The organism is Aeromonas allosaccharophila (assembly GCF_000819685.1).
Taxonomy (GTDB): Bacteria; Pseudomonadota; Gammaproteobacteria; order Enterobacterales; family Aeromonadaceae; genus Aeromonas; species Aeromonas allosaccharophila.
Genome location: NZ_CDBR01000053.1, coordinates 149,184 through 172,826 on the forward strand (window position 1 = coordinate 149,184; position 23,643 = coordinate 172,826).

General features: G+C 59.9%; 23 protein-coding genes and 1 pseudogene. 16 read left to right on the forward strand and 8 right to left on the reverse strand.

The genetic code is table 11. From position 1 onward, the window contains the following. Positions 1-106 precede the first annotated feature (106 nt). Complete coding sequence (locus BN1115_RS10510; protein WP_175566081.1) at positions 107-2,221, reverse strand: TonB-dependent receptor domain-containing protein; 2,115 nt, start codon at positions 2,219-2,221, stop codon at positions 107-109. Positions 2,222-2,597: 376 nt separating this feature from the next. Here BN1115_RS10510 and BN1115_RS10515 point away from each other — a divergent pair, with 376 nt between their 5' ends. From BN1115_RS10515 to BN1115_RS10565, 11 genes are read left to right on the forward strand one after another with little or no spacing between them, the layout of a single operon-like run. Beyond that, on the forward strand, positions 2,598-3,221 hold the full coding sequence (locus tag BN1115_RS10515) for a PepSY-associated TM helix domain-containing protein (protein ID WP_167335552.1): 624 nt from the start codon (positions 2,598-2,600) through the stop codon (positions 3,219-3,221). A gap of 12 nt (positions 3,222-3,233) precedes the next feature. Continuing rightward, on the forward strand, positions 3,234-3,716 hold the full coding sequence (locus tag BN1115_RS10520; protein WP_042657113.1) for a DUF2271 domain-containing protein: 483 nt from the start codon (positions 3,234-3,236) through the stop codon (positions 3,714-3,716). Continuing rightward, the gene (locus BN1115_RS10525) at positions 3,713-4,522 is read left to right on the forward strand and encodes a DUF4198 domain-containing protein (protein WP_042657114.1); all 810 of its coding nucleotides are present in this window, start codon (positions 3,713-3,715) and stop codon (positions 4,520-4,522) included. Before BN1115_RS10520 ends, BN1115_RS10525 begins: the two co-directional genes overlap by 4 nt. Beyond that, entirely contained in the window at positions 4,519-4,827 is a 309-nt protein-coding gene (locus BN1115_RS10530; RefSeq protein ID WP_042657115.1) for a hypothetical protein, read from the forward strand. Before BN1115_RS10525 ends, BN1115_RS10530 begins: the two co-directional genes overlap by 4 nt. Before the next feature lies 1 nt (position 4,828). Continuing rightward, a complete protein-coding gene (locus BN1115_RS10535; protein ID WP_128821456.1) occupies positions 4,829-5,281 on the forward strand; it encodes a hypothetical protein in 453 nt (150 codons plus the stop codon). Further along, entirely contained in the window at positions 5,278-6,153 is an 876-nt protein-coding gene (locus BN1115_RS10540) for a metal ABC transporter solute-binding protein, Zn/Mn family (RefSeq protein ID WP_042657117.1), read from the forward strand. The genes BN1115_RS10535 and BN1115_RS10540 overlap by 4 nt, the downstream gene beginning before the upstream one ends. Further along, positions 6,153-6,836: a metal ABC transporter ATP-binding protein gene (locus BN1115_RS10545; protein ID WP_042657118.1), complete on the forward strand. Its 684-nt coding sequence runs from the start codon at positions 6,153-6,155 to the stop codon at positions 6,834-6,836. Before BN1115_RS10540 ends, BN1115_RS10545 begins: the two co-directional genes overlap by 1 nt. Further along, the gene (locus BN1115_RS10550) at positions 6,836-7,714 is read left to right on the forward strand and encodes a metal ABC transporter permease (RefSeq protein WP_042657119.1); all 879 of its coding nucleotides are present in this window, start codon (positions 6,836-6,838) and stop codon (positions 7,712-7,714) included. Before BN1115_RS10545 ends, BN1115_RS10550 begins: the two co-directional genes overlap by 1 nt. Continuing rightward, positions 7,711-8,487 carry a hypothetical protein gene (locus BN1115_RS10555; protein WP_128821457.1) on the forward strand — a complete coding sequence of 259 codons (777 nt, stop codon included), beginning with the start codon at positions 7,711-7,713 and terminating at the stop codon, positions 8,485-8,487. The genes BN1115_RS10550 and BN1115_RS10555 overlap by 4 nt, the downstream gene beginning before the upstream one ends. 13 nt (positions 8,488-8,500) lie before the next feature. Then, positions 8,501-9,478 carry a LysR family transcriptional regulator gene (locus BN1115_RS10560; RefSeq protein WP_082034830.1) on the forward strand — a complete coding sequence of 326 codons (978 nt, stop codon included), beginning with the start codon at positions 8,501-8,503 and terminating at the stop codon, positions 9,476-9,478. Next, the gene (locus tag BN1115_RS10565) at positions 9,468-9,860 is read left to right on the forward strand and encodes a DUF2750 domain-containing protein (protein ID WP_042057449.1); all 393 of its coding nucleotides are present in this window, start codon (positions 9,468-9,470) and stop codon (positions 9,858-9,860) included. Before BN1115_RS10560 ends, BN1115_RS10565 begins: the two co-directional genes overlap by 11 nt. A gap of 117 nt (positions 9,861-9,977) precedes the next feature. Here the strand turns inward: BN1115_RS10565 and BN1115_RS10570 are convergent, their stop codons facing one another. The 5 genes and pseudogenes from BN1115_RS10570 to BN1115_RS10590 all read right to left on the reverse strand — a co-directional run bounded on the left by BN1115_RS10570 (position 9,978) and on the right by BN1115_RS10590 (position 17,200). Next, a complete protein-coding gene (locus tag BN1115_RS10570) occupies positions 9,978-11,828 on the reverse strand; it encodes an extracellular solute-binding protein (protein WP_042657121.1) in 1,851 nt (616 codons plus the stop codon). Between the two features lie 130 nt (positions 11,829-11,958). Beyond that, positions 11,959-12,852 (reverse strand): annotated as a pseudogene (locus tag BN1115_RS10575) (EamA family transporter). Positions 12,853-13,024: 172 nt separating this feature from the next. After that, positions 13,025-13,771, reverse strand: a complete 747-nt coding sequence (locus BN1115_RS10580; protein ID WP_042657122.1) for a DeoR/GlpR family DNA-binding transcription regulator — start codon at positions 13,769-13,771, stop codon at positions 13,025-13,027. Between the two features lie 95 nt (positions 13,772-13,866). Then, a complete protein-coding gene (locus BN1115_RS10585) occupies positions 13,867-16,299 on the reverse strand; it encodes a formate C-acetyltransferase/glycerol dehydratase family glycyl radical enzyme (RefSeq protein ID WP_042657123.1) in 2,433 nt (810 codons plus the stop codon). Between the two features lie 4 nt (positions 16,300-16,303). Further along, positions 16,304-17,200, reverse strand: coding sequence for a glycyl-radical enzyme activating protein (locus tag BN1115_RS10590; RefSeq protein WP_042657124.1), 897 nt, complete (start codon positions 17,198-17,200; stop codon positions 16,304-16,306). A gap of 128 nt (positions 17,201-17,328) precedes the next feature. Between BN1115_RS10590 and fsa the strand changes: the two genes are divergently transcribed. Next, positions 17,329-17,982, forward strand: a complete 654-nt coding sequence (gene fsa, locus BN1115_RS10595; protein WP_042657125.1) for a fructose-6-phosphate aldolase — start codon at positions 17,329-17,331, stop codon at positions 17,980-17,982. Between the two features lie 128 nt (positions 17,983-18,110). Then, on the forward strand, positions 18,111-18,290 hold the full coding sequence (locus BN1115_RS10600) for a hypothetical protein (protein WP_042657126.1): 180 nt from the start codon (positions 18,111-18,113) through the stop codon (positions 18,288-18,290). Positions 18,291-18,307: 17 nt separating this feature from the next. On the opposite strand, the gene BN1115_RS10605 is transcribed toward BN1115_RS10600, so the two are convergent. Then, complete coding sequence (locus tag BN1115_RS10605) at positions 18,308-19,507, reverse strand: HD-GYP domain-containing protein (protein WP_042657127.1); 1,200 nt, start codon at positions 19,505-19,507, stop codon at positions 18,308-18,310. Positions 19,508-19,675: 168 nt separating this feature from the next. Here BN1115_RS10605 and rsuA point away from each other — a divergent pair, with 168 nt between their 5' ends. Beyond that, positions 19,676-20,368 (forward strand): 16S rRNA pseudouridine(516) synthase RsuA, encoded by a 693-nt coding sequence (rsuA, locus tag BN1115_RS10610; protein WP_021231067.1) that lies wholly within the window; start codon positions 19,676-19,678, stop codon positions 20,366-20,368. A gap of 19 nt (positions 20,369-20,387) precedes the next feature. Here rsuA and BN1115_RS10615 read toward each other — a convergent pair whose 3' ends face one another. Further along, complete coding sequence (locus BN1115_RS10615; protein WP_042057436.1) at positions 20,388-21,287, reverse strand: DMT family transporter; 900 nt, start codon at positions 21,285-21,287, stop codon at positions 20,388-20,390. Positions 21,288-21,443: 156 nt separating this feature from the next. Here BN1115_RS10615 and BN1115_RS10620 point away from each other — a divergent pair, with 156 nt between their 5' ends. Together BN1115_RS10620 and yfcE are read left to right on the forward strand one after the other, a co-directional pair. Continuing rightward, a complete protein-coding gene (locus BN1115_RS10620) occupies positions 21,444-23,081 on the forward strand; it encodes a peptide ABC transporter substrate-binding protein (protein ID WP_042657128.1) in 1,638 nt (545 codons plus the stop codon). Between the two features lie 10 nt (positions 23,082-23,091). After that, positions 23,092-23,634: a phosphodiesterase gene (yfcE, locus tag BN1115_RS10625; RefSeq protein WP_042657129.1), complete on the forward strand. Its 543-nt coding sequence runs from the start codon at positions 23,092-23,094 to the stop codon at positions 23,632-23,634. Positions 23,635-23,643: the final 9 nt, after the last annotated feature.

Sequence of the window (23,643 nt, forward strand, 5' to 3'; positions counted from 1 at the left end):
TGGTCGGGAGAAGAGTATCTGCTCCCCCATGATGTGCGTTTGGCTAGGGAAGGTTGAAAATAGATGGCCCATGACGGGCCATCCTGGTTAAGCAAAAGTCAGCAGATCAGAAGGTAATGTTGGTCGAGATCCAGAAGCGGCGACCTTCCTGATTGTTGTTGTATTCGTTGGCATAAGCCGTTTTGCCACCGTCGTTATAGGCGTGGTACTGCAAGAAGTCCTCATCCAGCAAGTTGTAGATGGTGCCATTGACGGTTACGTTGTCGCTGATCCGGTAAGACGCCCCCAGATGGAACAGGGTAAACGCGCTGTAATCACCAAACGCATCTTGCTCGGCACCCACTCCGCGCCAACGCTTGCTGCGATATTCCCCCTGCAACCAGGTATTGAGCTGGGCGGTGGTTTGCCAGTTCAGCTTCATGTTGACCATGTGCTTGGGGGTATCGGTCAGTGGCTGGCCCGCTTGTTTGCCCGATTTCTGCTCGCTGTCGGTGAAGGTGTAGTTGGCCTTTAGATCCCAGTATTCGGCCAACGGAATGTAAGAGCCCACCTCTACGCCCCGGGTAATGGCTTCATCGATGTTGACCGTCTGGCCAAACTCCTTGATGTCATTCCAGTTGGTGCCAATGTCGATACAACCTGGCTGATTGGGCGCCTTGCTGTAGTGACAGTTGGCCACCGGCGTACCACTGGCGATCTTGTCGTGGAAGTCGTTGTGGAACAGGGTGACGTTGGCGTTAAAGCCGTTATCAGCCTGATAGTAGGCGGCTATTTCAGAGCTGGTGGTGGTTTCGGGCGTCAGGCTGGGAGTGCCGATCAGCGGCAAGGCGCCCTGGCGACCAAATCCGACGATCCCGCTGGTCAGTTGATCCAGGCGAGGGGTCTTGTAACCCTGGCTGACACCGCCTTTAAAGGTCCAGTTGCTGCTGGCATCCCATACCAGATATCCACGGGGGCTGAGCTGGCTGCCAAATACGCTGTGATCATCGTGGCGGGCGCCGATGGTCAGTGCCCAGTCGGGCAGGAAACGCCACTCATCTTCGGCAAATAGCGCCCATTGGGTATGCTCAAACGGTGCAGTAGCGACGCCGTCGATCATCTCGGCTTTCCACCACTGACCACCTACCGAGAGGGTGTTATCGCCCAGTACGGTGACCAGCTTGCTGTCGACAATGGTGTTCTCCAGCTCCAGAGTGCGCGGTGCGCCTGCGGTTTTGCCCGGAACGCCCTTGGGCAGGGTACGCCCTGCGGTGTCGGTTTCACTGCGAGTAATGCTACTGGAGAGGTTGCCGAAATTGAAACGGCCATCGTGAGCCAGCACATACTGATCGCGGGTATAGCGTTGCTGTTTGTCATATCCCCCGATCTTGGTCGGCGTATCCAGGGTGCCAAGCTGGCCTTCACTGTTGTCATACTCTTGGGTGCCGCGGTCAACATCGAACCAGATATCCTGATTGTCGGTAGGGGTGAACGTCAACCGTCCTCCCAGGTTGCGGATATCCGATTTAACCGGATTTGCCCCCATGATTGGCGTATTTTCTACGCCATTCTCATCTTGATAGCGAATGTCAGAGGCACTGCGATCAAACAGGCTGCCACGCAGGGTCAGTCCCAGCTTGTCTTCAATGACGGCGCCGCTGGTATAGAAACTGACGCCGGCACTGTCGCCAAACTCACTGTGTTGCTGTTGGGTATTTTCCAGCGTCAGGGCACCCATCCACTCCTTGGCGGGTTTGCGGGTGATGATGTTGACCACGCCCCCCATGGCATCTGAGCCGTAGAGCGTCGACATGGGGCCACGGATCACTTCGATGCGCTCAATGGCGGCCACTGGCGGCATAAAGCTGTTGGACGTTTCACCGAATCCATTAGGGGTCACGTTCCCCACATTGTTCTGACGGCGTCCATCGATCAGTACCAGGGTGTAGTCGCTGGGCATACCCCGCATGCTGATATTCAGGCCACCAGTCTTGCCGACGCTGCCTCCTACATCCACCCCTTCCACATCGCTGAGTGCATCAGCAATGCTGGCAACCCGTTTTTGTTCCAGATCTTCGCGGGTGATGACCGTGATGCTGGCGGGGGCATCGGTGACCTTCTGCTCAAATCCGGATGCTGTGACCACCATGGTTTCATTGATGGTCTGGGCCAGGGTTGCACCCGCAGGCAGCAAGGCGAGCGCAATGGCGTAACCGAGGCGGGATGGTTGGGGTATGGGCATGCTAGCTCTCCTGTTTATATTCTGAACTCTGCTGAACTACCAAAATTCTTATTGATAATCATTATCATCCTGTCGCGGCAGCATTCTATGCAAAGTCACAACGAGCAGAGAGCGATGTTTATGGAACCTGTCGTTCCAAAAACTGGAACTCGCGAGGGGAGGCTGTACCTCGGGTGATAGTTAATTAATCGCGTGAGGATTAATTTCATTTAAAATCAGTTGGTTATTTTTTCAGTAGCATAAAATGACGACGCCGCCCTCCCGCAAAAAAAGTGTTGCTGTCAATAACGTTAATTAAACGCCATTGACAATGATTTTCATTTGCAATAGTTTGCCGCCGCTTATGACGACCATCCTGCGGGAGCTTTTCTTTATCATGTCGAGCCACTCTGCCCGTCCTCACCATGTACCTCGCTGGGTCCGGCCTCTGCATACCTACAGCTCCATGCTGATGCTGATGGTCATGCTCTTTTTCACCCTGACCGGATTGACTCTCAATAACCGCCAATGGCTACCCGCCCCGTCTCCCCTGATCCAGCAACAGCTGTCATTACCGCCCCTGTGGGCCGAGACCGGTTTATGGCAACAGGATCCGCTGTTGGCTGGAACTCAGCTGTTTCACTGGTTACGCCAGCAACACGGGCTCGAGGGAGGCGAGATGGTGATGGAGTGGAATGCCGAAGAGCAGTTGCTCACCCTCGACATCAAGCGTCCCGGCGGTTACAGCCTGGTCGAGATTGAACCTGCCTTGGCAGAGGTGAGGATTGAGACCCAGCCATCTGGCGTCCTAGCCGTGCTCAACGATCTGCACATGGGTCGTTACAGCGGTGAGATGTGGCGATGGTTTATCGACTTAAGTTCGCTAGTGATGCTGCTTTTTACCCTGACCGGGTTCTGGCTGGTGTTGTCCCGGCGCAAACGTCGCACCAGCCTGTTTGGCCTGAGTGTGACGGGCGCGGCCCTGATGGGCGCGCTTTATTTCGTGATCCTCTACTACTAAACGGAGTCCCGGATGCTCAAATCCACAATGCTGGCACTCTCGCTGGCCAGCTTGCCAGCGGTTGCTGACGTCACTCTGTCGCTGGAACTGCCCCGCCACGAAGGCAGCCAATACCGTCCTTATGTTGCGGTCTGGGTTGAAAACCCCCAGCAACAGGCGGTGGCAACCATCGCCGTCTGGCGCAAAGAGGCGGACTGGCTCAAGGATATGCGGCGCTGGTGGCGCAAGAGTGGTCGTTATGAGAACGACCTGCCGGATGGCGTCTCCGGTGCGACTCGTAAACCGGGCGTGCACCAGCTGCACTGGGATGGCCGTGACCATCAGGGGAATGCCCTGCCGTCGGGACGCTACACCCTGCATATCGAAGCCGTGCGCGAACATGGCAGCCGTTCTCTGGTCAGCCAATCCATTGAGCTTGGCCAAACAGCCAGCTATCACCTGAAACCGGTCGCCGAACTGGGCCCGATCACCATACATACCGGAGTTAAATCATGACCAAATATTCTGCTGGCTGGGGGCTGCTCGCCCTGTTCGCCACCTGTGCGGCCGCTCATCCGGTCTGGATGTTGCCGAGCGAGTTCAACGTCTCGAGCGACAAGGATCACTGGATCACCGTGGATGGTACCGCCTCCCACGGGGTCTTCAGTTTTGACAAGCCGATCGGGCTGGACAATGTCACCGTCTATGACCCGGCAGGCAACCCCGGCCGAACCGGTCCTTATTACAAGGGACAGCGCCGCAGCGTGTTCGATCTGGCCGTGAATGAAGTGGGCACTTACAAGATCGAGCTGCGCAATCCGCCTCGCTATGTCACCACCTACACCATTGGCAAGCGCAATACCGAACGCCGGATCATGGCGAACAAGCAGGAGGCGGCCGCTCAGGTGCCCGCCAAGGCGCAAGGGGTGACCACCTATGCCATGCAAAATGTCAGCGCCTTCTATGTCACCCGTAACACCCCTAGCGATACCGTGCTCAAGAGCACGGGTCAGGGACTGGAGCTGCAACCCTTGACCCACCCCAGTGATGTGGTGGTGGGTGAAGCGGCCCGTTTTCGTCTGACGTTTGAGGGTCAGCCGTTGGCCGATCGCAAGGTGGAAGTGGTGGGGCACGGTACTCAGTGGCGCGATGGACGCCAGCAGCAGGAGCTGGTCAGCGACAAGGATGGTGTGGTGACGGTGACCCCGACCCAGACCGGCCCGCACCTGCTCTCTGCCAACATTGAGCAGGCCAGCCAATCGCCGATGGCTGACAAGGTTGCGATCAATTATCTGCTGACCTTCGAGGTATTGCCGCAATGATCCTGTGTAACAAGTGGCTGCCTGCCCTGGCCTTGCTGATGCCGCTGGCTGTACAAGCTCACTATCCGGTGATGGATTGTGGCCGTGAGGGTAACGAACTGGTCTGCAAGGTGGGCTACAGCGACGGTACCCTGGCGAGCGGTGCCGAGGTCGTCATGTATAGCTATGACGATGAGGTGCTGCTCACCGTCAAGGCCAATGGCCGTTCGGAAGCGCGTTTCACCGAGCCGGAGGGGGAGTTTTATATCCGCTTCGATGCCGGACATGAAGAACCCGCTGAATTTGACTATGCAGAGCTGCTCTGAGATGAGCGGCTGCCGTGTGCGCGTCGTGCCGGATGATGGCCGCAATGAGAATCGCTGGGTGGCACTGTTCACCACCGCCGTCTTGTTGTGCGGGGTGGTGGGGATCTATTTGCGTCAGGCGCCAGATACGCCTGTGGCACAAACGCCTGATCTCACCCCGGCTGGCCGTCAGCAGCTGACCGAGCTGGTTATCGCCCTCGATGAGGCCGGCTTTATGGCCAGTGACGGCTACTGGCCCGCGCTGGCCGCCATGGAGCAAGCCCTGATCCCCCCTTTTAGCGAGGGGGGTTGGCAAGAGCTGGCCAATGGCTGCTGGCTGGGGCCACGAGTGGGCCAACCCGATGCGCGCTGGCTTGTCTCGTTGCCTGCTAATGCCATTTTTCTCGATGGCGAAGAGGCATCCGGCATCCCTGACTGCACTACACCTCTCCACTGGATTTTGATGACACCATGATGCGTATTTTTCTGGGCCTGAGCCTGCTGCTGGCCCCTCTTGTTGCATGGAGCAAGCCGTTGACCGTGGGGATCACCCTGCACCCTTATTACAGCTATGTGCACCATATCGTGGGCGATCGTGCCAAGGTGGTGCCGCTGATCGAGAGCGGCTTCAACCCCCATAGCTATGAACTGCAACCGAGCGATCTCAAGCGCTTGAGCAGCATGGATGCACTGGTGCTCAACGGCATCGGCCATGACGAGTTTGCGGTGCATGCCCTCGAGGGGCTTGCGCTGCCCAAGCTGACCCGGATTTACGCCAATGCCGACTTGCCGCTGCTCGCCACCAGCAAGGGGAGCTACAACCCCCATACCTTTGTGGCCATCGATGCCGCGGTGCGTCAGGTCTATACCATTGCCCGCGAGCTGGGACGACTTGATCCGGCCAACCGTGACTATTTTCAGCAAAATGCCCTGACCTATGCCCGCAGCCTGCGAGCCATCAAGAACCGCTACCGGGCCGAGTTGTTGACGCTGGATCTGGCCAGTGTGCGCATCGCCAGTACCCATAATGCTTACGGCTATCTGCTGCAAGAGTTTGGCATCGGCATCGACACCGTCATTGAACCGGCCCACGGGGTTGAGCCCAATGCGACCCAGTTGCAGCAGACCATTGAGCGGATCAAGGCGGCCAATATTCAGGTGCTGTTTACCGAGCTGGATATGGATAACCGCTACGTGGAGCTGATCCAGAACGCCACCGGGATCCGGATTTACCACTTCTCCCACATGACGTTTGGTGACTATGACCCCGATCTGGTGAGCCGCGAGATGGATCACAACCTCAAGACCCTGGTCAAGGCGCTGTCACTGGCGGCGCAGGCAAGCTGATGGGGCCGTCAATCCTGCTGCAAGGGCTTGCCTTGTCGCTCAATCGGGTGAGCATACTCCAGCCCATCGATGGCACCTTCGCGGCGGGCAAGCTGCATGCCATCGTCGGCCCCAACGGCGCAGGCAAATCCTCCTTGCTCAAGTGCGTGCTGGGTCTGCGACACCATAGCGGCGACGTGTTTCGGGAGTGGGCGGGGGCGCCGGGTCCGGTGGCCTATGTGCCACAGCAGAGCCAGTTTGAGCCATCCCTGCCCATCACCATCAACGAATTCCTGCTGGCGACGTTCTCGCGCCGCCCCCTGTGGTTGCCGATGAAGTCGGCGGCGAAAGTGCGGATCGATCAGCTGTTGGCGCAAGTCGGGCTGACCGGTAAGGGGCATTTGCGCCTTGGTCAGCTGTCTGGGGGGGAACGCCAGCGCTTGCTGCTGGCACAAGGGCTGGATCAGGGGAGTAAACTCTGGTGTCTGGATGAGCCCATGACCGGGCTGGATCAAGAGGGACAAGAGATGGTTAACCGCTTGCTGCTGCAACTGCGCAGGCAAGGGGCCACCTTGCTGGTGGTGCACCATGACATGGCCTGGGTGAAGCGTTATGCCGACCGGGTGTGGGTGATTGATGGCGGGCTGGCGGCGGTCGGCACCCCGGATGAGGTGTTTGCCGACGACCAACTGGAGGTGGCGTGATGGAGAGTCTGCGTCAATGGGTATTCTCCCTCTTTGAAAGCGGCTATTTGCCCGAGATGTTCCAGTACGCCTTCCTGACCAATGCCCTGGTAGCGGCCCTCTTGATGGGGCCATTGCTCGGGGCGTTGGGCCCGCTGGTGGTGGTCAAGCGGCTGGCATTTTTCTCCGAAGCGGTCGGCCACGGTGCCCTGACCGGTGTGGCACTCGGGATCTTGCTGGGGGAGCCCGCCACGGCGCCGCTGGTGGCGCTGTTTTGTTTTTGCATCCTATTTGCCCTGCTGCTCCACTGGGTCAAGAGCCGCACCCAGATCCCTTATGATGCGTTGGTGGGCGTGTTCCTCTCGTTTGCCATCGCGTTGGGGGCCGCCTTGCTGCTTTATGTAGCCAAGCGGGTCAACGTACATATCCTGGAAAACGTGCTGTTTGGCTCGATCCTGACGGTCAAGGATCTCGACCTGCTGGTGCTGCTGATCATTGCCATTCCTGCACTGCTGATGTTGCTGCGCGGAACCAATACCGCCCTGCTGGCGAGTCTGGCGCCGGAGTTGGCGCGCAGCCGCGGGGTGGCGGTGCGTCTCTATGACTATCTGTTCGTGTTGTTGATTGCCCTGATGACGGTCGCCTCGGTCAAGGTGATTGGGGCCATTCTGGTGGGGGCGCTGCTGCTTATCCCCGCAACGGCGGCCCGACTGGTGAGTCGCAGTGGTGCCCAGTTTTTCTGGCTCTCGGTGCTGTTTTCAACCCTCAGCTGCTTCCTCGGCATTCTGGTGCCGATGGCGGGCGCCCTGCCACTGCCTTCCGGGGCGGCCATCGTGATGTTTGCCTCGCTCTTTTTTGTACTTGCGCTCGGTTACCGTCGCTGGAGAACCATTGAATGAGATCCTTTGTTTGTTTGCTGCTCGGCCTGCTGGCGTTGCCGTTGTGGGCCGCGCCGACCGTGGTCAGTACCGTGCCGGTGTTGCACGCCATCAACCTTTCGCTGTTGGCCGACACCGGTATCGTCGCCCGTTATCTGCCGCCCGCCAGATTGCCGCTAAACCGGATCCCCGGTTGGCTGAGCAAGGTGGACGTGGCCACCCTGGGACCGGCCGATGCCCTGCTGACGATGGAGTCGTTGCAGCCGGAGCTGGCGATTTATCCCCTGTTGCGCCAGCGCCAGATCCGGGTCGTGCCCATTGATGTCGCGCGGGAGCTGGCGCCAGCAGGCGCCAAAGTGACCCTGCGAGCGGACGGGGAGGGGGACTACTTCTGGCTCGATTTTGGCAATCTGACCCTGATGGGCAATGTGGCCGCGCGGGATCTGGCCCGTATGTGGCCAGCCCAGAGCGCGCAGATTGAACGTAATCGCCAGCGACTGCTGCGGGCGGTGCAGGGCAGTGCCATGGCGTTTGACGATGTGCTGCTGGCGCACAATGTGGCCAGTCTGGCGGTGGCAGATCAACGGCTGATGCCACTGGCGCAGGCGCTCGGTCTGCCATTGGTGCCGCAACAGCAGGCCGATCTGGTGCTGACCAGTCGTCCGCTCAAAGGACGTTCCCGTGGCATCTGGCAGCCGGACCCCTTGCTGCGGCTGGGAGATCAGCCGATCGAAGTCTGGCTGATGCAAAATCAACAGGCCCTGGTTCGCCAGCTCGCGCCAACAGCCGATTGATGCGGGAATGTGAATGCTGGACCTGATCGAAATAAAAATATTCTGCGCCGTGGTTGAGTGCGGCAGTCTTACCGCTGCCGCCGATCAACTCGGTTTCCCGAAATCGACCATGAGCCGTCGTCTCGCCCAGCTGGAGCTGCGGGTTGGTCAGCCGTTATTGCGTCGTCAGAGCAATCGACTGCAGCTGACGGAAGCGGGCCGATTGTTTGAATCCTATGCCCGGCAGATGCTGCGACTCTCGCAGCAAGGGCTGCAGGTGATGGAGGATCTGCGGGAAGAGGTGAGCGGGGAGTTGCAGGTACGCTGTCACCCCGTCTGCGCCGAGACATGGTTTGTGGAAGCGCTTGAGTCGTTTCTGGAGCACTATCCCGGGGCCAGGATCAGTCTGAAAACCGACGAGCAACTCTCTCCAAACAGTGCTGTTCAGGGTGAAATCTGGTGCTGGTTCGGGGCGGATCCCGAGTGTGGTTTGCGTTACGAGCCGCTGGTGCAACTGCCCGCCTCTCTCTATGCCAGCCCGGACTATCTGGCAGGACAACAGCCGATACAACACCCTAGAGATGTGAGCACCCATGACTGGATTGGTGGGGGCGCGACGATCAACGACGGGGTGCTGTTACGGCATCGACAGGAGGGGGAGTATCTGTGCCAGCCTACGCCCTCCCGCTTGCTGTTTGATGATGTGGGGATGCAGATCAGCGCGATGCGACGTGGCCGGGGCATCGGTATTTTACCGGATACCCGTGTCCGGGCCCTGAACCGGGCCCATCCGGACAGCTTGATCCCCTGTTTGCCGGGTTGGCAAGTGGTGCCATGGCAGGTGGGATTGCTCTATCCTTATGGGCGGCAGCCGCGCAAGGTCAGTGCATTACTGGCTCATATTCGCAGTGCGCTCCCACCCTCCTGGCGCGGGTGCAAGCTGGACAAGCTGCCGACAAGATGTGAACATGGCGCCCTTTATCGAGAGAGAGACTTGGCCAATGAGCTATGAACTGAGCGACACCGAGCGCAATGCCGCGCTGCAACTGAACGCTGATTACCGTTACGAACACTTCATCAGCAAGCTGGTCGAGCATGAAGAGCTGTTTGTTCTGACTGACGAGCATGGCGTCATGATGCTGACCACCGATGATGAAGATTGCATCCCGGTATGGCCGCACCCGGAGTACGCCAAAGCATGGGCCGAAGGTGAGTGGGCCGATTGCAAGCCGCAGTCCATCACCCTCAAGGTATGGCTGGAGCGCTGGGTTGACGGTATGGAGCAGGACGAGCTGTGTGTTGCCGTGTTCCCGACCCCGGATCAGGAAGGCATCGTGCTGGAGCCGGCCGACGTGGCTGACGCCATTGCCGAGAAGCAGGCCAAGCGCGGCTAATTGCCTCGTTTACTTGCAAGCAACCCGGTTGCAAAACAAGACCCCGCCACTGTGCGGGGTCTGTCGTTTTTGGGGCGGCCCTCCTGTGCTCGCTGGAGCAGAGGAGGGCCGCCAAAATTACGGTTGCCGATAAGTGGTGTCAGTCAGGAGCACGACCGGGAACGTTTTGTCGGCCTTGATGGCCGCTTTGGTCTGTGTCTTTGCCTCTTCATCGATCCACAGCAGGCCACCGTAGCTGTAACCGCTGTTGTCGCCACCGAGGGGCCAGTAGAGCTGCTCGCTCTTGGGGGTTGCGGGCACCTTGGGCAGTTTTATCCAGCGCCAGGCCCCCTCCCGGGTATAGGGCACCTGATAGGCGGGGACGAAGCTGGCCAGCTCATAGAGCCGCTGCTGGATCTGCCGTGACAGGGCCGCCTTTTTGGCAAAGTCGAACTCCTTGTCATACTGCTCCACCAAGGCCGTGATGGCGTCATCATCGATGTTCATGATGTTGTTGGTCTGGGGCTTGTTGGCGTTGACCTTGTGGAAGAACTCCCAATAGGCGGGATAGCGGCTGCCCGCCCAAGCCATCCAGGCGCTCTGGTGCTTTTTCTCCAGCATCGATTTGAAACCGGCCGAGGCATCCATCAGGTTGAGCTCCAGATTAAGTCCCGCCTTCTTGGCTTCTTCCCGTAGCAAGGTGAGCCGCTGGGCGTGCTCTGCGGTGGTGTAGGTGATAGCGAGGGTCAGTGACTGCCCCATGTCGTTTTGCAAAATCCCCTGTGGCCCCACTTTGTTAAAGCCTGCCTTGGCAAAGTATTCCCGTGCCAGTTTGGGATCGAACGGACGGGCCTTGATCTCGCTGTTGGTAAACTCACCCTGACCTGAGCCATAACTGTTGAGTCGCTGGTAATCCCCCCGCAGCAGGGTGGTGAGCATCTTGTCGAGGTTGAGGGCATGCTGGATCCCGAGCCGCACATCGAGATTATTCAGCTGCGGATCGGCGGTGTTGAGATAGAGCCCCATCGGCGATTGCGGAGTCTGATTGTAGAACCAGGTGCGCGCGATATACCCCTTCTCGAACTCCGACGTTTTGGTCTTGTCGTGCCACCAGTTGGGCATCACCAGCGGGAAGGTATCGAGATCGCCGCGCAGGAAGTGCTGCCAGGCGATGTTCAGATCCCTGAGCACCTTGATCTCGATCCGCGCGGGATTGAAGCGATGCTGGAAGTAACGCTCGTCATCCCCCCACCAGTTTTCAATCCGCTTGAAGGTAACCGACTTGCCCTTTTTCACCTGATCGAGCTGATAGGGGCCGGTGACCGGCAACACCTTCCAGTTGTACTCCTTGACCCAGTTGGCGGTGAGCGTGATGGCGTGGCTCGGTTCCGGGCTGATGGGCAGTGATTCGAGCAGATCCTGGCGGCTCTTTTCGGTGCCGCTGGTGATGGCCAGGGTGTGATCATCAAACTTGGTGATATCGGCTATCTGGGTGCTGTAGTAGTTGTTGTACCAGGGGTCGTTGATCTCTTTGCTGCGCATCATCTTGAGGGTAAAGAGCCAGTCATCGGCGGTGACCGGTTGGCCGTCTGACCAGCGCGCCTTGGGATTGATGCGAAAATAGAGGGTCTTGTGGTCGGCACCGAAGGCCCACTCGTTGGCCAGCATCGGCATGGGATTGCCGGTGACGGGGTGGGTGCTCAGCAGTGGCAGGTTGCTCTCTCGCACGTAACCGGCAAAGCCGCCGTTGGAGTCGGGGCCATATTTGCGCAGGGTCAGGGGGAAGCTGGTCATAAAGGTGCGAAAGGTGCCGCCGCGTTTGGCGGCCGGATCGGCATAGACCGGATCCTGGTTGTTGCTCTCCCACTTCAAATCAGCGGGCAGCGTGGCACTCCAGCCAAACGGGCTCCAGCATAGGGTCAGGGTGATGGCGGTGGCGCGAATGATAGGGTGGAGGCGGCGCCCCCCGGCGGTGATGGTCGATGGCATATCCTTGCTCTCCTGAAAGTCTGCTTCCTGCAGATCACGCGCTGGTGATGTCAGTCCCGATGGGGACTAGCTCATCATGAAAATTTTATCCTGTCAGGTCAATGAAATAGCACAAATTGGCAGGTGCTCATCAGGTCGCTCTCTGTGGTTTCAACCCGCGCAGTCGGCCACCCAGCAAATGGACCACAAAGCCGAGCAGCACCAGACCTGAGCCCAGCCACTGCATGGCGGTCGGATGTTCATCGAGCAGCAGGGCGGCCGCCACCATGCCAACACAGGGGATCAGCAGGGAGAGCGGCGCCACCTGCGCCACCGGATAGCGCATCAGCAGTCGTCCCCACAGGCCGTAACCCAGCTAGGTCGCGACATACGAGAGATAGAGCACGCACAATAATCCCTGCCAGCTGAAATTGAGCAGGCTGCTGGTTATCAGCGCCGGCCCCTCGAACAGCCAGGAGAGGGCAAAAAATGGCAGGATGGGCACCAGACCACCCCAGGCGATCAGGCTCGGCAGTGTGGTCTGGTAGCGCAGACCAATCTGGCGATTGATGACGTTGCCAAGGCCCCAGCAGGCTGCGGCGCACAGCGTCAGCACGAAGCCGAGCAGGGTCAGGTTGCCTTCGCCGTGGGTGGCGATGAGATAGAGGCCGAGCCCCGCCAAAGGCAGCGCCACCCAGTGGTGGGGTTGCCAGCGCTCCCCCAGCCAGATCATCGCAAACAGCAGGGTGAACACCACCTGGGATTGCAGCACCAGCGAGGCCATGCCTGCCGGCATGCCGAACTTCATGGCACTGAACAGAAAGGCGAACTGGCCCAGGCTGATGGCGCCGCCGTAGGCCAGCAGCCAGCGCCAGGGCATGGCGGGCCTGGGGACCAGCAAGATGGCGGGAAAGACCACGCCGATAAAGCGCAGTGCCCCCAGCAGTAGCGGTGGTATCCCCTCCAGTCCCCACTTGATGGCGATGAAGTTGAGCCCCCAGCAGAGGATGACCAGAGCGGCCAGACACTTGTCCTTGGTTTGCATGGTTGAAATCCCTGTCATCAGCTGTGTGGCGCGCGGGTTTACACAGCCCGGCGCGATCGGCAAGGGTGGGAGCATACCCTTGGGCAGGTGGTGAGTGTCAAGGACAAAGGCCCGTTTGGATATTTCTGGTTGAGAGGCCCGTAGCTGCTTTTTGTTGCAAGGTCAGGGCAGATCAGGCCGTGACGCAGTGCAGCGCAATACCACGGTTGGTTATAGCCGCACGCATGGGGGCGGGCAGGGCGTCGTCGGTGACCAGCACGGTGATCTGGCCCGGTGCGCCAAGCTGGCTCGGGTGGATGGTGCCAAATTTGCTGCTGTCGGTGATCACCACATTGGTCATCCCCTTGGCCAGCACGCTGTTGACCACATCGGCCCGCATCATGTCACGACCGGTAAAGCCCACCTCGGGGTGAAAACCGTCGACCCCGATAAAGGCCTTGGAGAAGTGCACCTGCTCGATGCAGAGGCGCGTCAGCGGCCCCACCACGCTTTCGCTCTGATGCTGGAACAGCCCGCCGAGCAGCACTACCTGAGCCGGGGTGTCTTTGAGCAGATGGGCGATATAGCTGCTGATGGTGATGATGGTGACCCTCTTGTGCAGGGCCAGATGGCGCGCCAGCATGGCGTTGGCGCTGCCCCCTTCGATAAAGACCGTCTCGCCATCTTCCACCAGCTGGGCGGCCCGCTCGGCGAGACGCTCCTTGAGCAGGTAGTTGATGTTCATCCGGGCATCCGGGTCATCGGTCTCCAGCGCCATGGCCGAGCCGTGTACCCGTCTGAGCAGCCCCTGTTTCTCCAGCGCGGTGAGGTCGTTGCGCACAGTCACCTCCGACACGCCGGTGTGTTGGGCGAGCTCACTCACGCTCATCTTGCGCGCCTGATGGACCAGAGTGAGGATCAATTGGTGGCGTGGGTTCATGGTGCGCTCGCATGCAAGGTGATGGATAACGGCAAGCCACCCGTGGGGGTGGCTTGCCAATCATATGACGTCACAGGCGCCATGGGGGCACCCCGTCAGAGACTGTGCTCGGTGCGGGCGATGATATCATCTTGCGCATCCGGGGATAAGGCGGTGAAGAAGGCCGAATAGCCCGCCACCCGTACCACCAGATCCCGGTACTGATCCGGATTGGCCTTGGCCGCCAGCAGGGTTTCGCGAGAGACGATGTTGTACTGCACGTGCCACCCCTTGTGTACCTCGAAGAAGGTGCGCAGCAGGCTCATCAGCTTGGTTTTGTCCCGCTCGTTCTCAAGGCTGGCCGGGCTCAGCTTCTGGTTGAGCAGCACCCCGCCGAGAATGGCCGCCGTGGGCAGCTTGCCGATGGAGTTGAACACCGCGGTCGGGCCGAGACGATCCGAACCCGAAGAGGGGCTGGCTCCTTCCGCCAGCGGGGTGCGGGCATGGCGCCCATCCGGGGTGGCCATGGTGGCAGCACCGAACGGCACGTTGGCGGAGATGGAGGAGGTGCCCGCATAGTAGGTGCCACCGATGGGGCCACGGCCGAAGCGGGTGTTGTGCAGTCCCTTGAGCTCGTCGATGTAGCTCTGGTAAGCCTGTACCAGCAGCAGGTCAACCTCGTCCATATCGTTGCCATATTTGGGGGCGGAATTGGTGAGGCGCTGGCGCAACTGCTCGCCCTGGAGCCCTGCAAAGTCCTGCTCCAGGGCGGCAGCCAGCTCGTGCTGATCCACCACCCCCTGCTCGAACACCAGTTTCTTCAGGGCCGCCAGACTGTTGCCGAGGTTGGCGATCCCCACCTGCAGACCGGAGACCCAGTCATAGACGGCACCCCCTTCTTTGATGGTCTTGCCGCGTTCGATGCAGTCATCTACCAGAGTGCTGCAGAGGATGTCGTGGGCTTGGGCTTCCAGCACGCTGTCGACCACGCAGTCGATCTCGATGGATTTGCGGGTGAAGTAGCGCACCTGCTCATCCCAGCGGGCCATCACCTCGTCAAAGTTGCCAAAGCTCCCGTCTCGCAGCGACTGGGGCTGGGGCAGGAATACCTTGCCGGTGGTGGCATCGCGGCCGCCATCGAGGGATGCCAGCAGAATGCGGGCGAAGTTGATAAAGCTCATGCCGGTGCAGCGATAGCCCCACTTGCCGGGCACGGCGGTCTCGATGCAGCCGATGGCGGCGTAGTGGTGGGCATCCTCCACGCTCACCCCGAGCTTGATGAACTCGGGGATCACCACCTCGTCGTTGTTGAAGGCGGGCATGCCAAAGCCGCAACGGATCACCTGAATGCAAGCGTCGAGAAAATCCTCGCTCATCCCGGCGTGGTAGCGCACCGACAGGTTCGGCTGGGTGGATCTCAGCTGGCCGCAGGACTCCAGAATCGCGTAGGAGAGGCCGTTGACCGCGTCATGGGCCGCGCCATTCCGCCAGTTCTGGCCACCGATGGTGACGTTTTGATAGAGCGGGCTGCCGGCGGAGGCCTTGGAGTGGGTGCCGGAGCGGATCTTGTTCACCTCCAGCAACTTGAGCCAGCACCCTTGCAGCAGCTCGATGGCGCGCGTCCGAGGCAGGGATTCCGACAATTCCACTTCGCGGCGATACCAGGGGTAGAGAGATTGATCCATCCGGCCAAACGACACCGAGTGGCCGTTGGATTCGATCTGCAGAATGAGCTGGATAAAGTAGCAGAGCTGCAGCGCCTGCCAGAAGGTCTCGGGTGGCTGGTGGGCGATGTGGGCGCAGTTGAGCGCAATGGTCTCAAGCTCGCTTCGGCGCTCGGGGCGAGACTCTTGAGCGGCCATGTCACGGGCAAGGGCGGCGTAGCGCTCGATGTGATCGCTGACCGCCTCCAGGGTGATGGCGACGGCGTGCAGGAACTGCTCGCGTTGCAGATCGGCCCAATCCGCCAGATCCAGCCGACTGCGCCGCTCGGCCACCTTGGCCTTGAAGCCATCGAGCCCCAGCGTGAGCAACTCCTCATAGTTGACCGCGAGGTGGGCATCCCCCGAGGTCATGTTGCCCTCGGCCTTGATGATGCCGCTCTCCAGCAGCGCTTTCTGTTCGTCGGTAAAGAGGCCGAAGCAGCGATCCTGCACCGTCTGGCCGCGCCAGAAGGGGGTGAGGGCATGGATGATCTCTTTGTCGGTTTCGCTGACTGCAAAACCGGCGCCGGGGCGGTCTGCCAGCTCGTCGATCTCCTTCTCAATCCAGCTCACCGTGTATTCAGGAAACAGCGGCGCCGCCCGCACCTGACTGGCCTGGTTACCGACGATCAGCTCGTCGTGCTTGATCCAGATGGAGCGTTCCTTGAGGTGATGGGCCAGCGCCAGGGCGCGGCGCACCGGCAGCGGCCGGGCGAGATGAGCCTGATAGGCCTGCGTGTAGTGGCGGGCACGCTCGGTGCAGACCGGTGGTTGAACGATGTGGATCAGGCTCTCTTTGTGGGCGCGGATCCGTGGGCTGAGGGTATTGAGGTCGAGCTGGGTCATGATCTTATCCTCTGGTCACAGGGGTCAGCCCCTGACGTTGGGCGTATGCGTGGGCAAAGTTGAGTAAATCGGGGTCGTCGAGCGGTGTCTCCGGCGCCTGATAGGGCAGATCCAGCAGGGCATATTTGCCCATCCCCAAGGTGTGGTAGGGGAGGAAGTGGATCTCCTGCACGGTGCCGAGACTGGCAGCGGTGTCGGTGATGGCGGTGATCGATTCGCGGTCGGCATTGAAGCCGGGAATGAGCGGCACCCGGATCTGCATCGGCACGCCGTGCTCGGCCAAGCGTTTGAGGTTCGCGATGGGCAGCTCCACCTTGCCGCGGGTCCAGTTGAAGAAACGTTCTTTATCCACGTGTTTGAGATCCGCCAGCACCAGATCCAGTGAGGGGAGGCTTGGCTCAATCTGGTGCCAGGGCACATGGAGGCAGCTCTCGACCGCCGTGTGTAGCCCTTGTGCCTTGCAGCGTGCCAGCAGAGCGGCGGCAAAGTCGGGCTGCATAAACGGCTCGCCACCGGAGAGAGTGACGCCACCGCCGCTCCGTTCGAAGAAGGGGCGATCCCGCAAGATGGTGTCCATCAGGGTGTCCAGCATTTCATCGCGGCCGCACACCTGCAGCGCTTCGCTGGGGCAGAGGCCGCGCAGCCGTTCCATATCGTCGGCCTTGAGGGCTGAACGGCTGAGCTGGATCCCCTCGCTGTCACGCAAGATTGCCGGACAGGCCTGGCTGCAGAGCTGGCATCCCTCGATGCACTGGCGCCGGTCTAGTAGTATGTCCGGCTTGGGAGAGCGGCTTTCCGGGTTTTGACACCAGCGACAGGCCAGCGAGCACCCCTTGAGAAATACCAGGGTGCGAATGCCGGGGCCATCGTGAGTTGAATATCGTTGCAGGTCGAAAATCATACCGCCTCCTTTTGTATTTGCATTCTATTTGCTTTCATTCGAAAGTTGATTTGATTTCGATCAAGCTATTTGCAGATGTTTTATCGCTAGAATGGCGACATATTGAACATCCCGTTAAGGAGTTAGAGATGGAGCTGTATCTCGATACCGCCGATGTGGCGGCAGTGCGTCGCTGGTCACGGATCCTGCCGTTGGCCGGTGTCACCACCAATCCTTCCATTACTGCCGCCGGGGGCATGCCGCTCTCCGAGCTGCTGCCCGCCCTGCGCGACGTACTGGGGCCCAAGGCGCGCCTGTTTGCTCAGGTGATGGCCAAAACCGACACCGAGATGGTGCGCGAGGCGTTCGCCCTGCGTGAGCTGGACCCGGATCTGGTGATCAAGATCCCGGTATGCGCAGAGGGATTGGCAGCGATCAAGAGCCTGACCGCCAACGGCGTGCCGACGCTGGGCACGGCGGTCTATACCCCGCTGCAAGGCTGGCTGGCGGCGGTGGCGGGGGCGGAATATGTCGCACCTTATGTCAACCGACTGGATGCCCAGGGGGGCGATGGCATCGCCACCGTGCAGGAGCTGCAACAGCTGCTTGAGCTGCACGCCCCGAACAGCAAGGTGCTGGCGGCGTCATTCCGCACTCCCCGTCAGGCGCTTGACTGCCTGCTGGCCGGTTGCCAGTCCATCACCTTGCCGCTCGATGTGGCGGAGCAGTTGCTGAACGTGCCTGCGGTGGATGCGGCGCTGGTGAAGTTTGATCAGGATTGGCAGCGCGCCTTCGGTCGTTGATTGCAGTGACAAGCGGATTGTTGTGATAAAGGGGGGAGGGTGAAGCGCAGGTTGTGGGGATTGACCGACTAGACTTGAAAGAGGGGGCCACGTTCGCTGGCCGCCCTGCAGTTTACCGGAGGTATCCCATGAGCGACCATTTGCTACTCCCCCATGGTGAAGATTTGCGTCGTGCGGTGCTTTGGCTCAGCGAGCATCACTTGCACGATATCTCTGCCATTGAAGAGGCCAGCCTGCGTTTTGATCTCTCGCCACTGGATGAGGAGTTTCTGATCCAGCACTGGCTCGACAGCCAGCGCCAATCATGAATATCTGAGGTAAGGGATTAGAAGAAGTTGGCGAGTTTGATGCCAAACTCTTTGGGATCGACTGTGCATTCGATGCTCTCCTGCACACCTGATTTGGCCAGATCCAGCCACTGCACCTCGAGGTAGTGACGCTGGGTGGCGTGATAGATCACCTTGACCACCGGCTTGAGCGGTTGCTGTTCGTTGCGCTGCATCACGATGGCCAAGCGCTGGTTCGAGAGTTGCACCAGCGTTCCCACCGGATAGACCCCCATGCACTTGATGAACCTGGTCACCAGTTCGGCATCGAAGTGCTGATTGATCCCCTTGAGTAGAATGCGGAAGGCTTGGGTCGGCTGCATGCCCGCTTTGTAGACCCGATCCGCGGTGATGGCATCATAGACATCGACGATGCCGCTCATCCGGGTATAGAGCGAGAGCTGCTCGCCTTTGAGCCGCTGTGGGTAGCCGGTACCATCAAGCCGCTCGTGATGGTTGGCGGCCACTTCCAGCATGGTGGGGGTGATGCCCGGGGTATTACTGAGGATCTCGTAACTGTGCACCACATGCTGGCGCATGATGGTGAACTCCTCGTCAGTCAGCTTGCCCGGTTTGTTGAGCACCTCGTCCGGGGTCATGATCTTGCCCACGTCGTGCAGCAGGCCACCCAGGGTCAGCTCTTTGAGCACGCTGCGCTCCAGACCCAGATAGCGACCGAAGTTGGCGAGCAGAATGGCCACGTTCATGGAGTGCTCCATCAGGTAGGCATCCTTGGCGCGAATACGGGCCAGACAGAGCATGGCATCGCCGTGGCTGAACATGGTGTCTACCATCTCTTCGGCGACTTCCGCCAGCGGGGTGATGTCGATGGGTTCACCCGCCTTGAGCTGGCGAATGAACTTGCCTTGCAGCTCGCGGGCCTCTTGGTAAAGGCGGCGGATCTTCAGCTCCCGCCCTTCACCGTTGGCACTGGCCCGGCGTCCCGCCTGGGCGCTGTTGGCATTGAGGTCGGGGGAGATAACGGCGTCACTCTCGGCGCTGCCCAGCTTGCTGCGGGCCAGATCAATGCGCACCGTGAGCACCCCCTGGCGTACCAGATTGGCAATTTGTGCCACGCTGGTCACCATACCCATCTGGGCGATCTCCATCCCACCTGTCTGGCTGGCGATAGCAATGACATACATGCCGGGTTTCAGCTGGTTGACGGGAATGACGGGATAGGATGCTTGAGACTTCATGAGGGCTTCCTGACTTTTATTATTATGAGTATCGTTCGGATGGGTCACACCGGAGAAGTGTAACATTGGATGACCAGTTCGTCATAATTGGCAACCCCTTAACAGTGGCGTTGTCGCCCCCGCCCGATATAATGACGCCCCTTTACTTGTTGGACTCCGAGGTTGTGAATGCGGCTTGATAAATTTCTGTGCGATTGTTCCGATTTGACCCGCTCGCTGGCAGGCAAACTGATCCGTCAGGGTGAGGTCATGGTGGATGGCATTGTGGTCAAGCAGCCCGCCTTTCATATCAATGAGCAGAGCCAGATCGAGTTTGACGGCGTGCTGCTGACGCTGGAGCAGCGCAACCGCTATTTCATGCTGCACAAGCCGGAAGGTTACGTCTGCTCCAACGAGGATCCGGATCACCCGACCGTCTTCTTCCTGATGGATGAACCGGCGATGGGCAAGCTGCACGTGGTGGGTCGCCTCGACCTCGATACCACGGGTCTGGTGCTGGTGACCGACGACGGTCAATGGTCCCACCGCATCACCTCGCCGCGCCACGAGTGTGCCAAGACCTATCACGTCTGGCTGGCCGATCCGGTGAGCCCGGATGCGATCGCGCTGTTCGCCGAAGGGGTCTACCTGCGTAACGAGACCGATAAAACCCGTCCTGCCCAGCTGGAAATTCTCGGTGAGTGCGAGGCCCGCCTGACCATCCATGAAGGCAAGTACCACCAAGTCAAGCGGATGTTTGCCTCCATCGGCAACAAGGTCGTTGGCTTGCATCGCGAGCGGGTGGGTGGCCTGACGCTGGATGAAGAGCTGGCCCCCGGTGAATACCGCGAGCTGACCGCTGAGGAAATCGCCCTGTTCTGATCAGGGATGGTGCCGGGTGTCAGTGAGTGCTGAAACCCAGCACCAGCGCCGTGCCAAGGGTGGCAATCAGTGCCCCAGCCCAGGCGGCAACGGATGGCCGCTCCCCCGAGTGCCACCACAACAGCGGCAGCAGCAGTACCGGCGTGGTGGAGGAGAGAATGGCTACCATGCCCACCTCGCCCTGCCGCAGAGCCATCAGGATCAGCGTCATGCCCAGCCCCATCGCTAGAAAACCGTTGGTGGCAATCATGGCGAGGATCTGGCGATTGACCGGTTTGAGCGGCATCGCCAGTGGCAAGCGCCCCAGCCGCAGGACGCAGTGGGCCAGCAGGGCACTGCCCATCCGGATACCCGATGCACTCACCGCATCCACCTCACCACTCATCATCACCGGCTTGGCGATAATGGCTCCCACGCTTTGACACAGTGCCGCCGTCAGGCCAAGGCCAATCCCCAGCGCCAGATTGCCACGGATCTGCTCCCACTCGTTGCTGCTACTGCGTCTGCCAAACAGGATCGCCAGCATCACGCCGGCAAAGACCAGCATGGCCCCCAGCAGTCGCCAGCCAGTGAGCTGTTCATTAAATAGCCAGAGCCCAAGCAGGGCGGAAAACAGCGCATGGCAGGAAAAAAGCAGGGCACTGCGTCTTGGCCCCAGCCGGTTCATGCAGGCAAACAGCGCCGTGTCGCCGACGAAGATACCGACCAGTCCCGAGATGGCGAGCAGGGGCAGGGCGCTTGCGGTGAGGGTTTGCCAGCCACCGGTGAGCAGACTCATGGTGCCGAGCATCAGGCTGACCAGAAACATGCGCCAGCGACTGTAGGCAAATGCGCCGAGATGACGGGCCGGTTTGACCGAAATTAGCGCTGCAACTGCCCATAAACTGGCCGATGCGAGGGCCAGCCACTCATAACCCATAAAAACTCCTGAAAAAATTAACCCGAAAGACTCCATCTCCCGGGCAAGCCCGATACAATACGGGGCGTTTTCGGGGATAACAAGAGCGGCATCAGGCATTCATCAGGCGCGCCGTCGGCCTTCCCCTCCTGCAGTGGTTTTATTCGAGGTTTTGTCATGAGGTATGGTTTCTTCCCCAAGCTGGCGCAACGCTGGCTCTCCCCGCTATTGCTTGCCGTGCTGGCAGGGCCCCTGGCCCATGCCACCACCGTTGAGCAGCAGCCTCTGCTGGCCGATCGGCAAACCCTGGTCAAGGGCAACGGTGCCGAGCCGGAGTCTTTGGATCCGGCGCTGGTGCGATCCGGTTTTCCGGGGGAGGCGGTACTGGTCGATCTGTTTGAAGGGCTGGTCAGCGAAGATGGGCAGGGGCATATCGTCCCTGCTCAGGCACAGCGCTGGGAGGTGAGTGAAGATGGACTGGAGTGGCGTTTTTTCCTGCGCCCCCAACTGAAGTGGTCCAATGGCGAGCCGCTGGTGGCCGCTGATTTCGTCTATGCCTGGCGTCGTCTACTCGATCCGGCCATCAACTCCCCTTCTGCCGGATTGCTGCTGGCGACGGGGATCAACAATGCGCAATCCATCTATGCCGGTGCGTTGGAGCTCGACAATCTGGGCATTGAGGCGCAAAGCGACCAGATCCTGAAAATCACTCTGGAGCGACCTGCCCCCTATTTTTTGCAGCTCATCAGTCAGCGCCCCTTTGTGCCAGTCAATCAGAAGGCGATAGCCCAGTTTGGCAAGCAGTGGACCGAGCCCGGCAAGCTGGTGAGCAATGGTGCTTACCGGCTGGCAAGCTGGACGCCGAACGAGCGGATAGAAGCCGAGCGCAATATCCACTACTGGGATGACCTTCACACCCGTATCGGACGGGTCACCTATCTGCCGATCACCTCGCAACATGCCGAACGGCTGCGCTATGAGGCTGGTGAAATCCAGCTCACCAACAAGGTCTCCCTCGGCTATTACCAGAAGATGAAGCGCGAGTCTCCGGAGCGGCTCTGGGGCTTGCCGCTGTTTGGCACCTATCTCTATGCGTTCAATTTGAAGCGACCCGAACTGCAGGATGTGCGGGTGCGTCAGGCGCTCTCCATGGCGGTTGATCGACAGCAGCTCATTGGGGCAGTGAGCGGGCAGGATGAGCAGGCGGCATGGTCGCTGTTGCCGGAGATGCCGGGTTATCCCCAGGTGGTATTGCCTGTGGCGCTCGAAGATATGCCGACTCGGCAGGCCAAAGCGGCAGCCCTGCTGTCTGCGGCCGGGTATAACAGTGCGAATCCACTAAAGCTGAGTATTACCTACAACGCTGCCGACACCCACAAGCAGATGGCAATGGCCATTGCTGCCATGTGGCAGAAGCTGGGGGTGCAGGTCTCCCTCAACAGTCTGGAGTGGGGGGCCTATCAGGTGGCCAAGGATAGCGGTGATTTTCAGGTGGCCAGAAGTTTCCTGTTTGGCGATTACGTCGAGCCGTCAGCCATGCTGGGCAGCTTCCGTTGTCAGGATCTGCGCAACGAGAGCGGCTACTGCAATCCCGATTTTGATCTGCTGCTGGAGCAGGCGGCCAACACGCTGGACGGTGCGAGCCGGGGTGAACTGTACCACCATGCCGAACAGTTGCTGCTCGAAGAGGCGCCGATCATCCCTGTATATCATTACAATCAGATGAGACTGGTCGATCCCGCGCTGCGAGGGCTGCCCAGCCAGAATTTGAAAGGGACGATTGCCACCAAGGATCTCTATTTCAGCCCGCAGTGAGGAGCATTTCATGAAACTTGCCATCATTTCCGACATCCACGGCAGCATCATTGCGCTGGAGCGGGTGCTGACCCAACTTGAGCCCTGGCAGCCGGATCATTATCTGCTGCTCGGCGATCTGCTCAACCATGGCCCGCGCAATCCTCTGCCGGAGGGATATAACCCGGCCGCCGTGGCCGATCTGCTCAACGAGCTGGCACCGCAGATCATCGCGGTGCGGGGAAATTGTGATTCCGAAGTGGATCAGATGCTGTTGCGCTTTCCCATTACCGCTCCCTACAACCAGCTGCTGGTCGATGAGCGGCGCTGGTTTGTCAGCCACGGTCATCTTTACCGTCCGGACGAGGTACAGCTCCCGGCGGGCAGTCTGTTCCTGAGTGGTCACACCCATGTGCCGGTGCTGGAGTGGCAGGGGGATCGGGTATTGATGAACCCGGGATCGATCTGTTTCCCGCGCGGCGAGCTGCCTGCCAGTTACGGCTGCTATGAAGACGGGGTGCTACGCGTCAATGCGTGTGAGGATGGGCGAGAGTTGCTGCGACTGATGTTTTAAAACGGACAG

Excerpts from the sequence above, each read along its gene's own strand:
- BN1115_RS10510 (WP_175566081.1), bottom strand. The coding sequence starts at position 2,221 with ATGCCCATACCCCAACCATCCCGCCTCGGTTACGCCATTGCGCTCGCC.
- BN1115_RS10615 (WP_042057436.1), bottom strand. The coding sequence starts at position 21,287 with ATGGGTTATGAGTGGCTGGCCCTCGCATCGGCCAGTTTATGGGCAGTT.
- BN1115_RS10585 (WP_042657123.1), bottom strand. The coding sequence starts at position 16,299 with ATGACCCAGCTCGACCTCAATACCCTCAGCCCACGGATCCGCGCCCAC.
- yfcE (WP_042657129.1), top strand. The coding sequence starts at position 23,092 with ATGAAACTTGCCATCATTTCCGACATCCACGGCAGCATCATTGCGCTG.
- BN1115_RS10545 (WP_042657118.1), top strand. The coding sequence starts at position 6,153 with ATGGGGCCGTCAATCCTGCTGCAAGGGCTTGCCTTGTCGCTCAATCGG.
- BN1115_RS10520 (WP_042657113.1), top strand. The coding sequence starts at position 3,234 with ATGCTCAAATCCACAATGCTGGCACTCTCGCTGGCCAGCTTGCCAGCG.
- BN1115_RS10515 (WP_167335552.1), top strand. The coding sequence starts at position 2,598 with ATGTCGAGCCACTCTGCCCGTCCTCACCATGTACCTCGCTGGGTCCGG.
- BN1115_RS10600 (WP_042657126.1), top strand. The coding sequence starts at position 18,111 with ATGAGCGACCATTTGCTACTCCCCCATGGTGAAGATTTGCGTCGTGCG.
- BN1115_RS10550 (WP_042657119.1), top strand. The coding sequence starts at position 6,836 with ATGGAGAGTCTGCGTCAATGGGTATTCTCCCTCTTTGAAAGCGGCTAT.
- BN1115_RS10590 (WP_042657124.1), bottom strand. The coding sequence starts at position 17,200 with ATGATTTTCGACCTGCAACGATATTCAACTCACGATGGCCCCGGCATT.
- BN1115_RS10535 (WP_128821456.1), top strand. The coding sequence starts at position 4,829 with ATGAGCGGCTGCCGTGTGCGCGTCGTGCCGGATGATGGCCGCAATGAG.
- BN1115_RS10605 (WP_042657127.1), bottom strand. The coding sequence starts at position 19,507 with ATGAAGTCTCAAGCATCCTATCCCGTCATTCCCGTCAACCAGCTGAAA.
- fsa (WP_042657125.1), top strand. The coding sequence starts at position 17,329 with ATGGAGCTGTATCTCGATACCGCCGATGTGGCGGCAGTGCGTCGCTGG.
- BN1115_RS10555 (WP_128821457.1), top strand. The coding sequence starts at position 7,711 with ATGAGATCCTTTGTTTGTTTGCTGCTCGGCCTGCTGGCGTTGCCGTTG.
- BN1115_RS10530 (WP_042657115.1), top strand. The coding sequence starts at position 4,519 with ATGATCCTGTGTAACAAGTGGCTGCCTGCCCTGGCCTTGCTGATGCCG.
- BN1115_RS10565 (WP_042057449.1), top strand. The coding sequence starts at position 9,468 with ATGAGCTATGAACTGAGCGACACCGAGCGCAATGCCGCGCTGCAACTG.
- BN1115_RS10620 (WP_042657128.1), top strand. The coding sequence starts at position 21,444 with ATGAGGTATGGTTTCTTCCCCAAGCTGGCGCAACGCTGGCTCTCCCCG.
- BN1115_RS10540 (WP_042657117.1), top strand. The coding sequence starts at position 5,278 with ATGATGCGTATTTTTCTGGGCCTGAGCCTGCTGCTGGCCCCTCTTGTT.
- BN1115_RS10560 (WP_082034830.1), top strand. The coding sequence starts at position 8,501 with ATGCTGGACCTGATCGAAATAAAAATATTCTGCGCCGTGGTTGAGTGC.
- BN1115_RS10580 (WP_042657122.1), bottom strand. The coding sequence starts at position 13,771 with ATGAACCCACGCCACCAATTGATCCTCACTCTGGTCCATCAGGCGCGC.
- BN1115_RS10525 (WP_042657114.1), top strand. The coding sequence starts at position 3,713 with ATGACCAAATATTCTGCTGGCTGGGGGCTGCTCGCCCTGTTCGCCACC.
- rsuA (WP_021231067.1), top strand. The coding sequence starts at position 19,676 with ATGCGGCTTGATAAATTTCTGTGCGATTGTTCCGATTTGACCCGCTCG.
- BN1115_RS10570 (WP_042657121.1), bottom strand. The coding sequence starts at position 11,828 with ATGCCATCGACCATCACCGCCGGGGGGCGCCGCCTCCACCCTATCATT.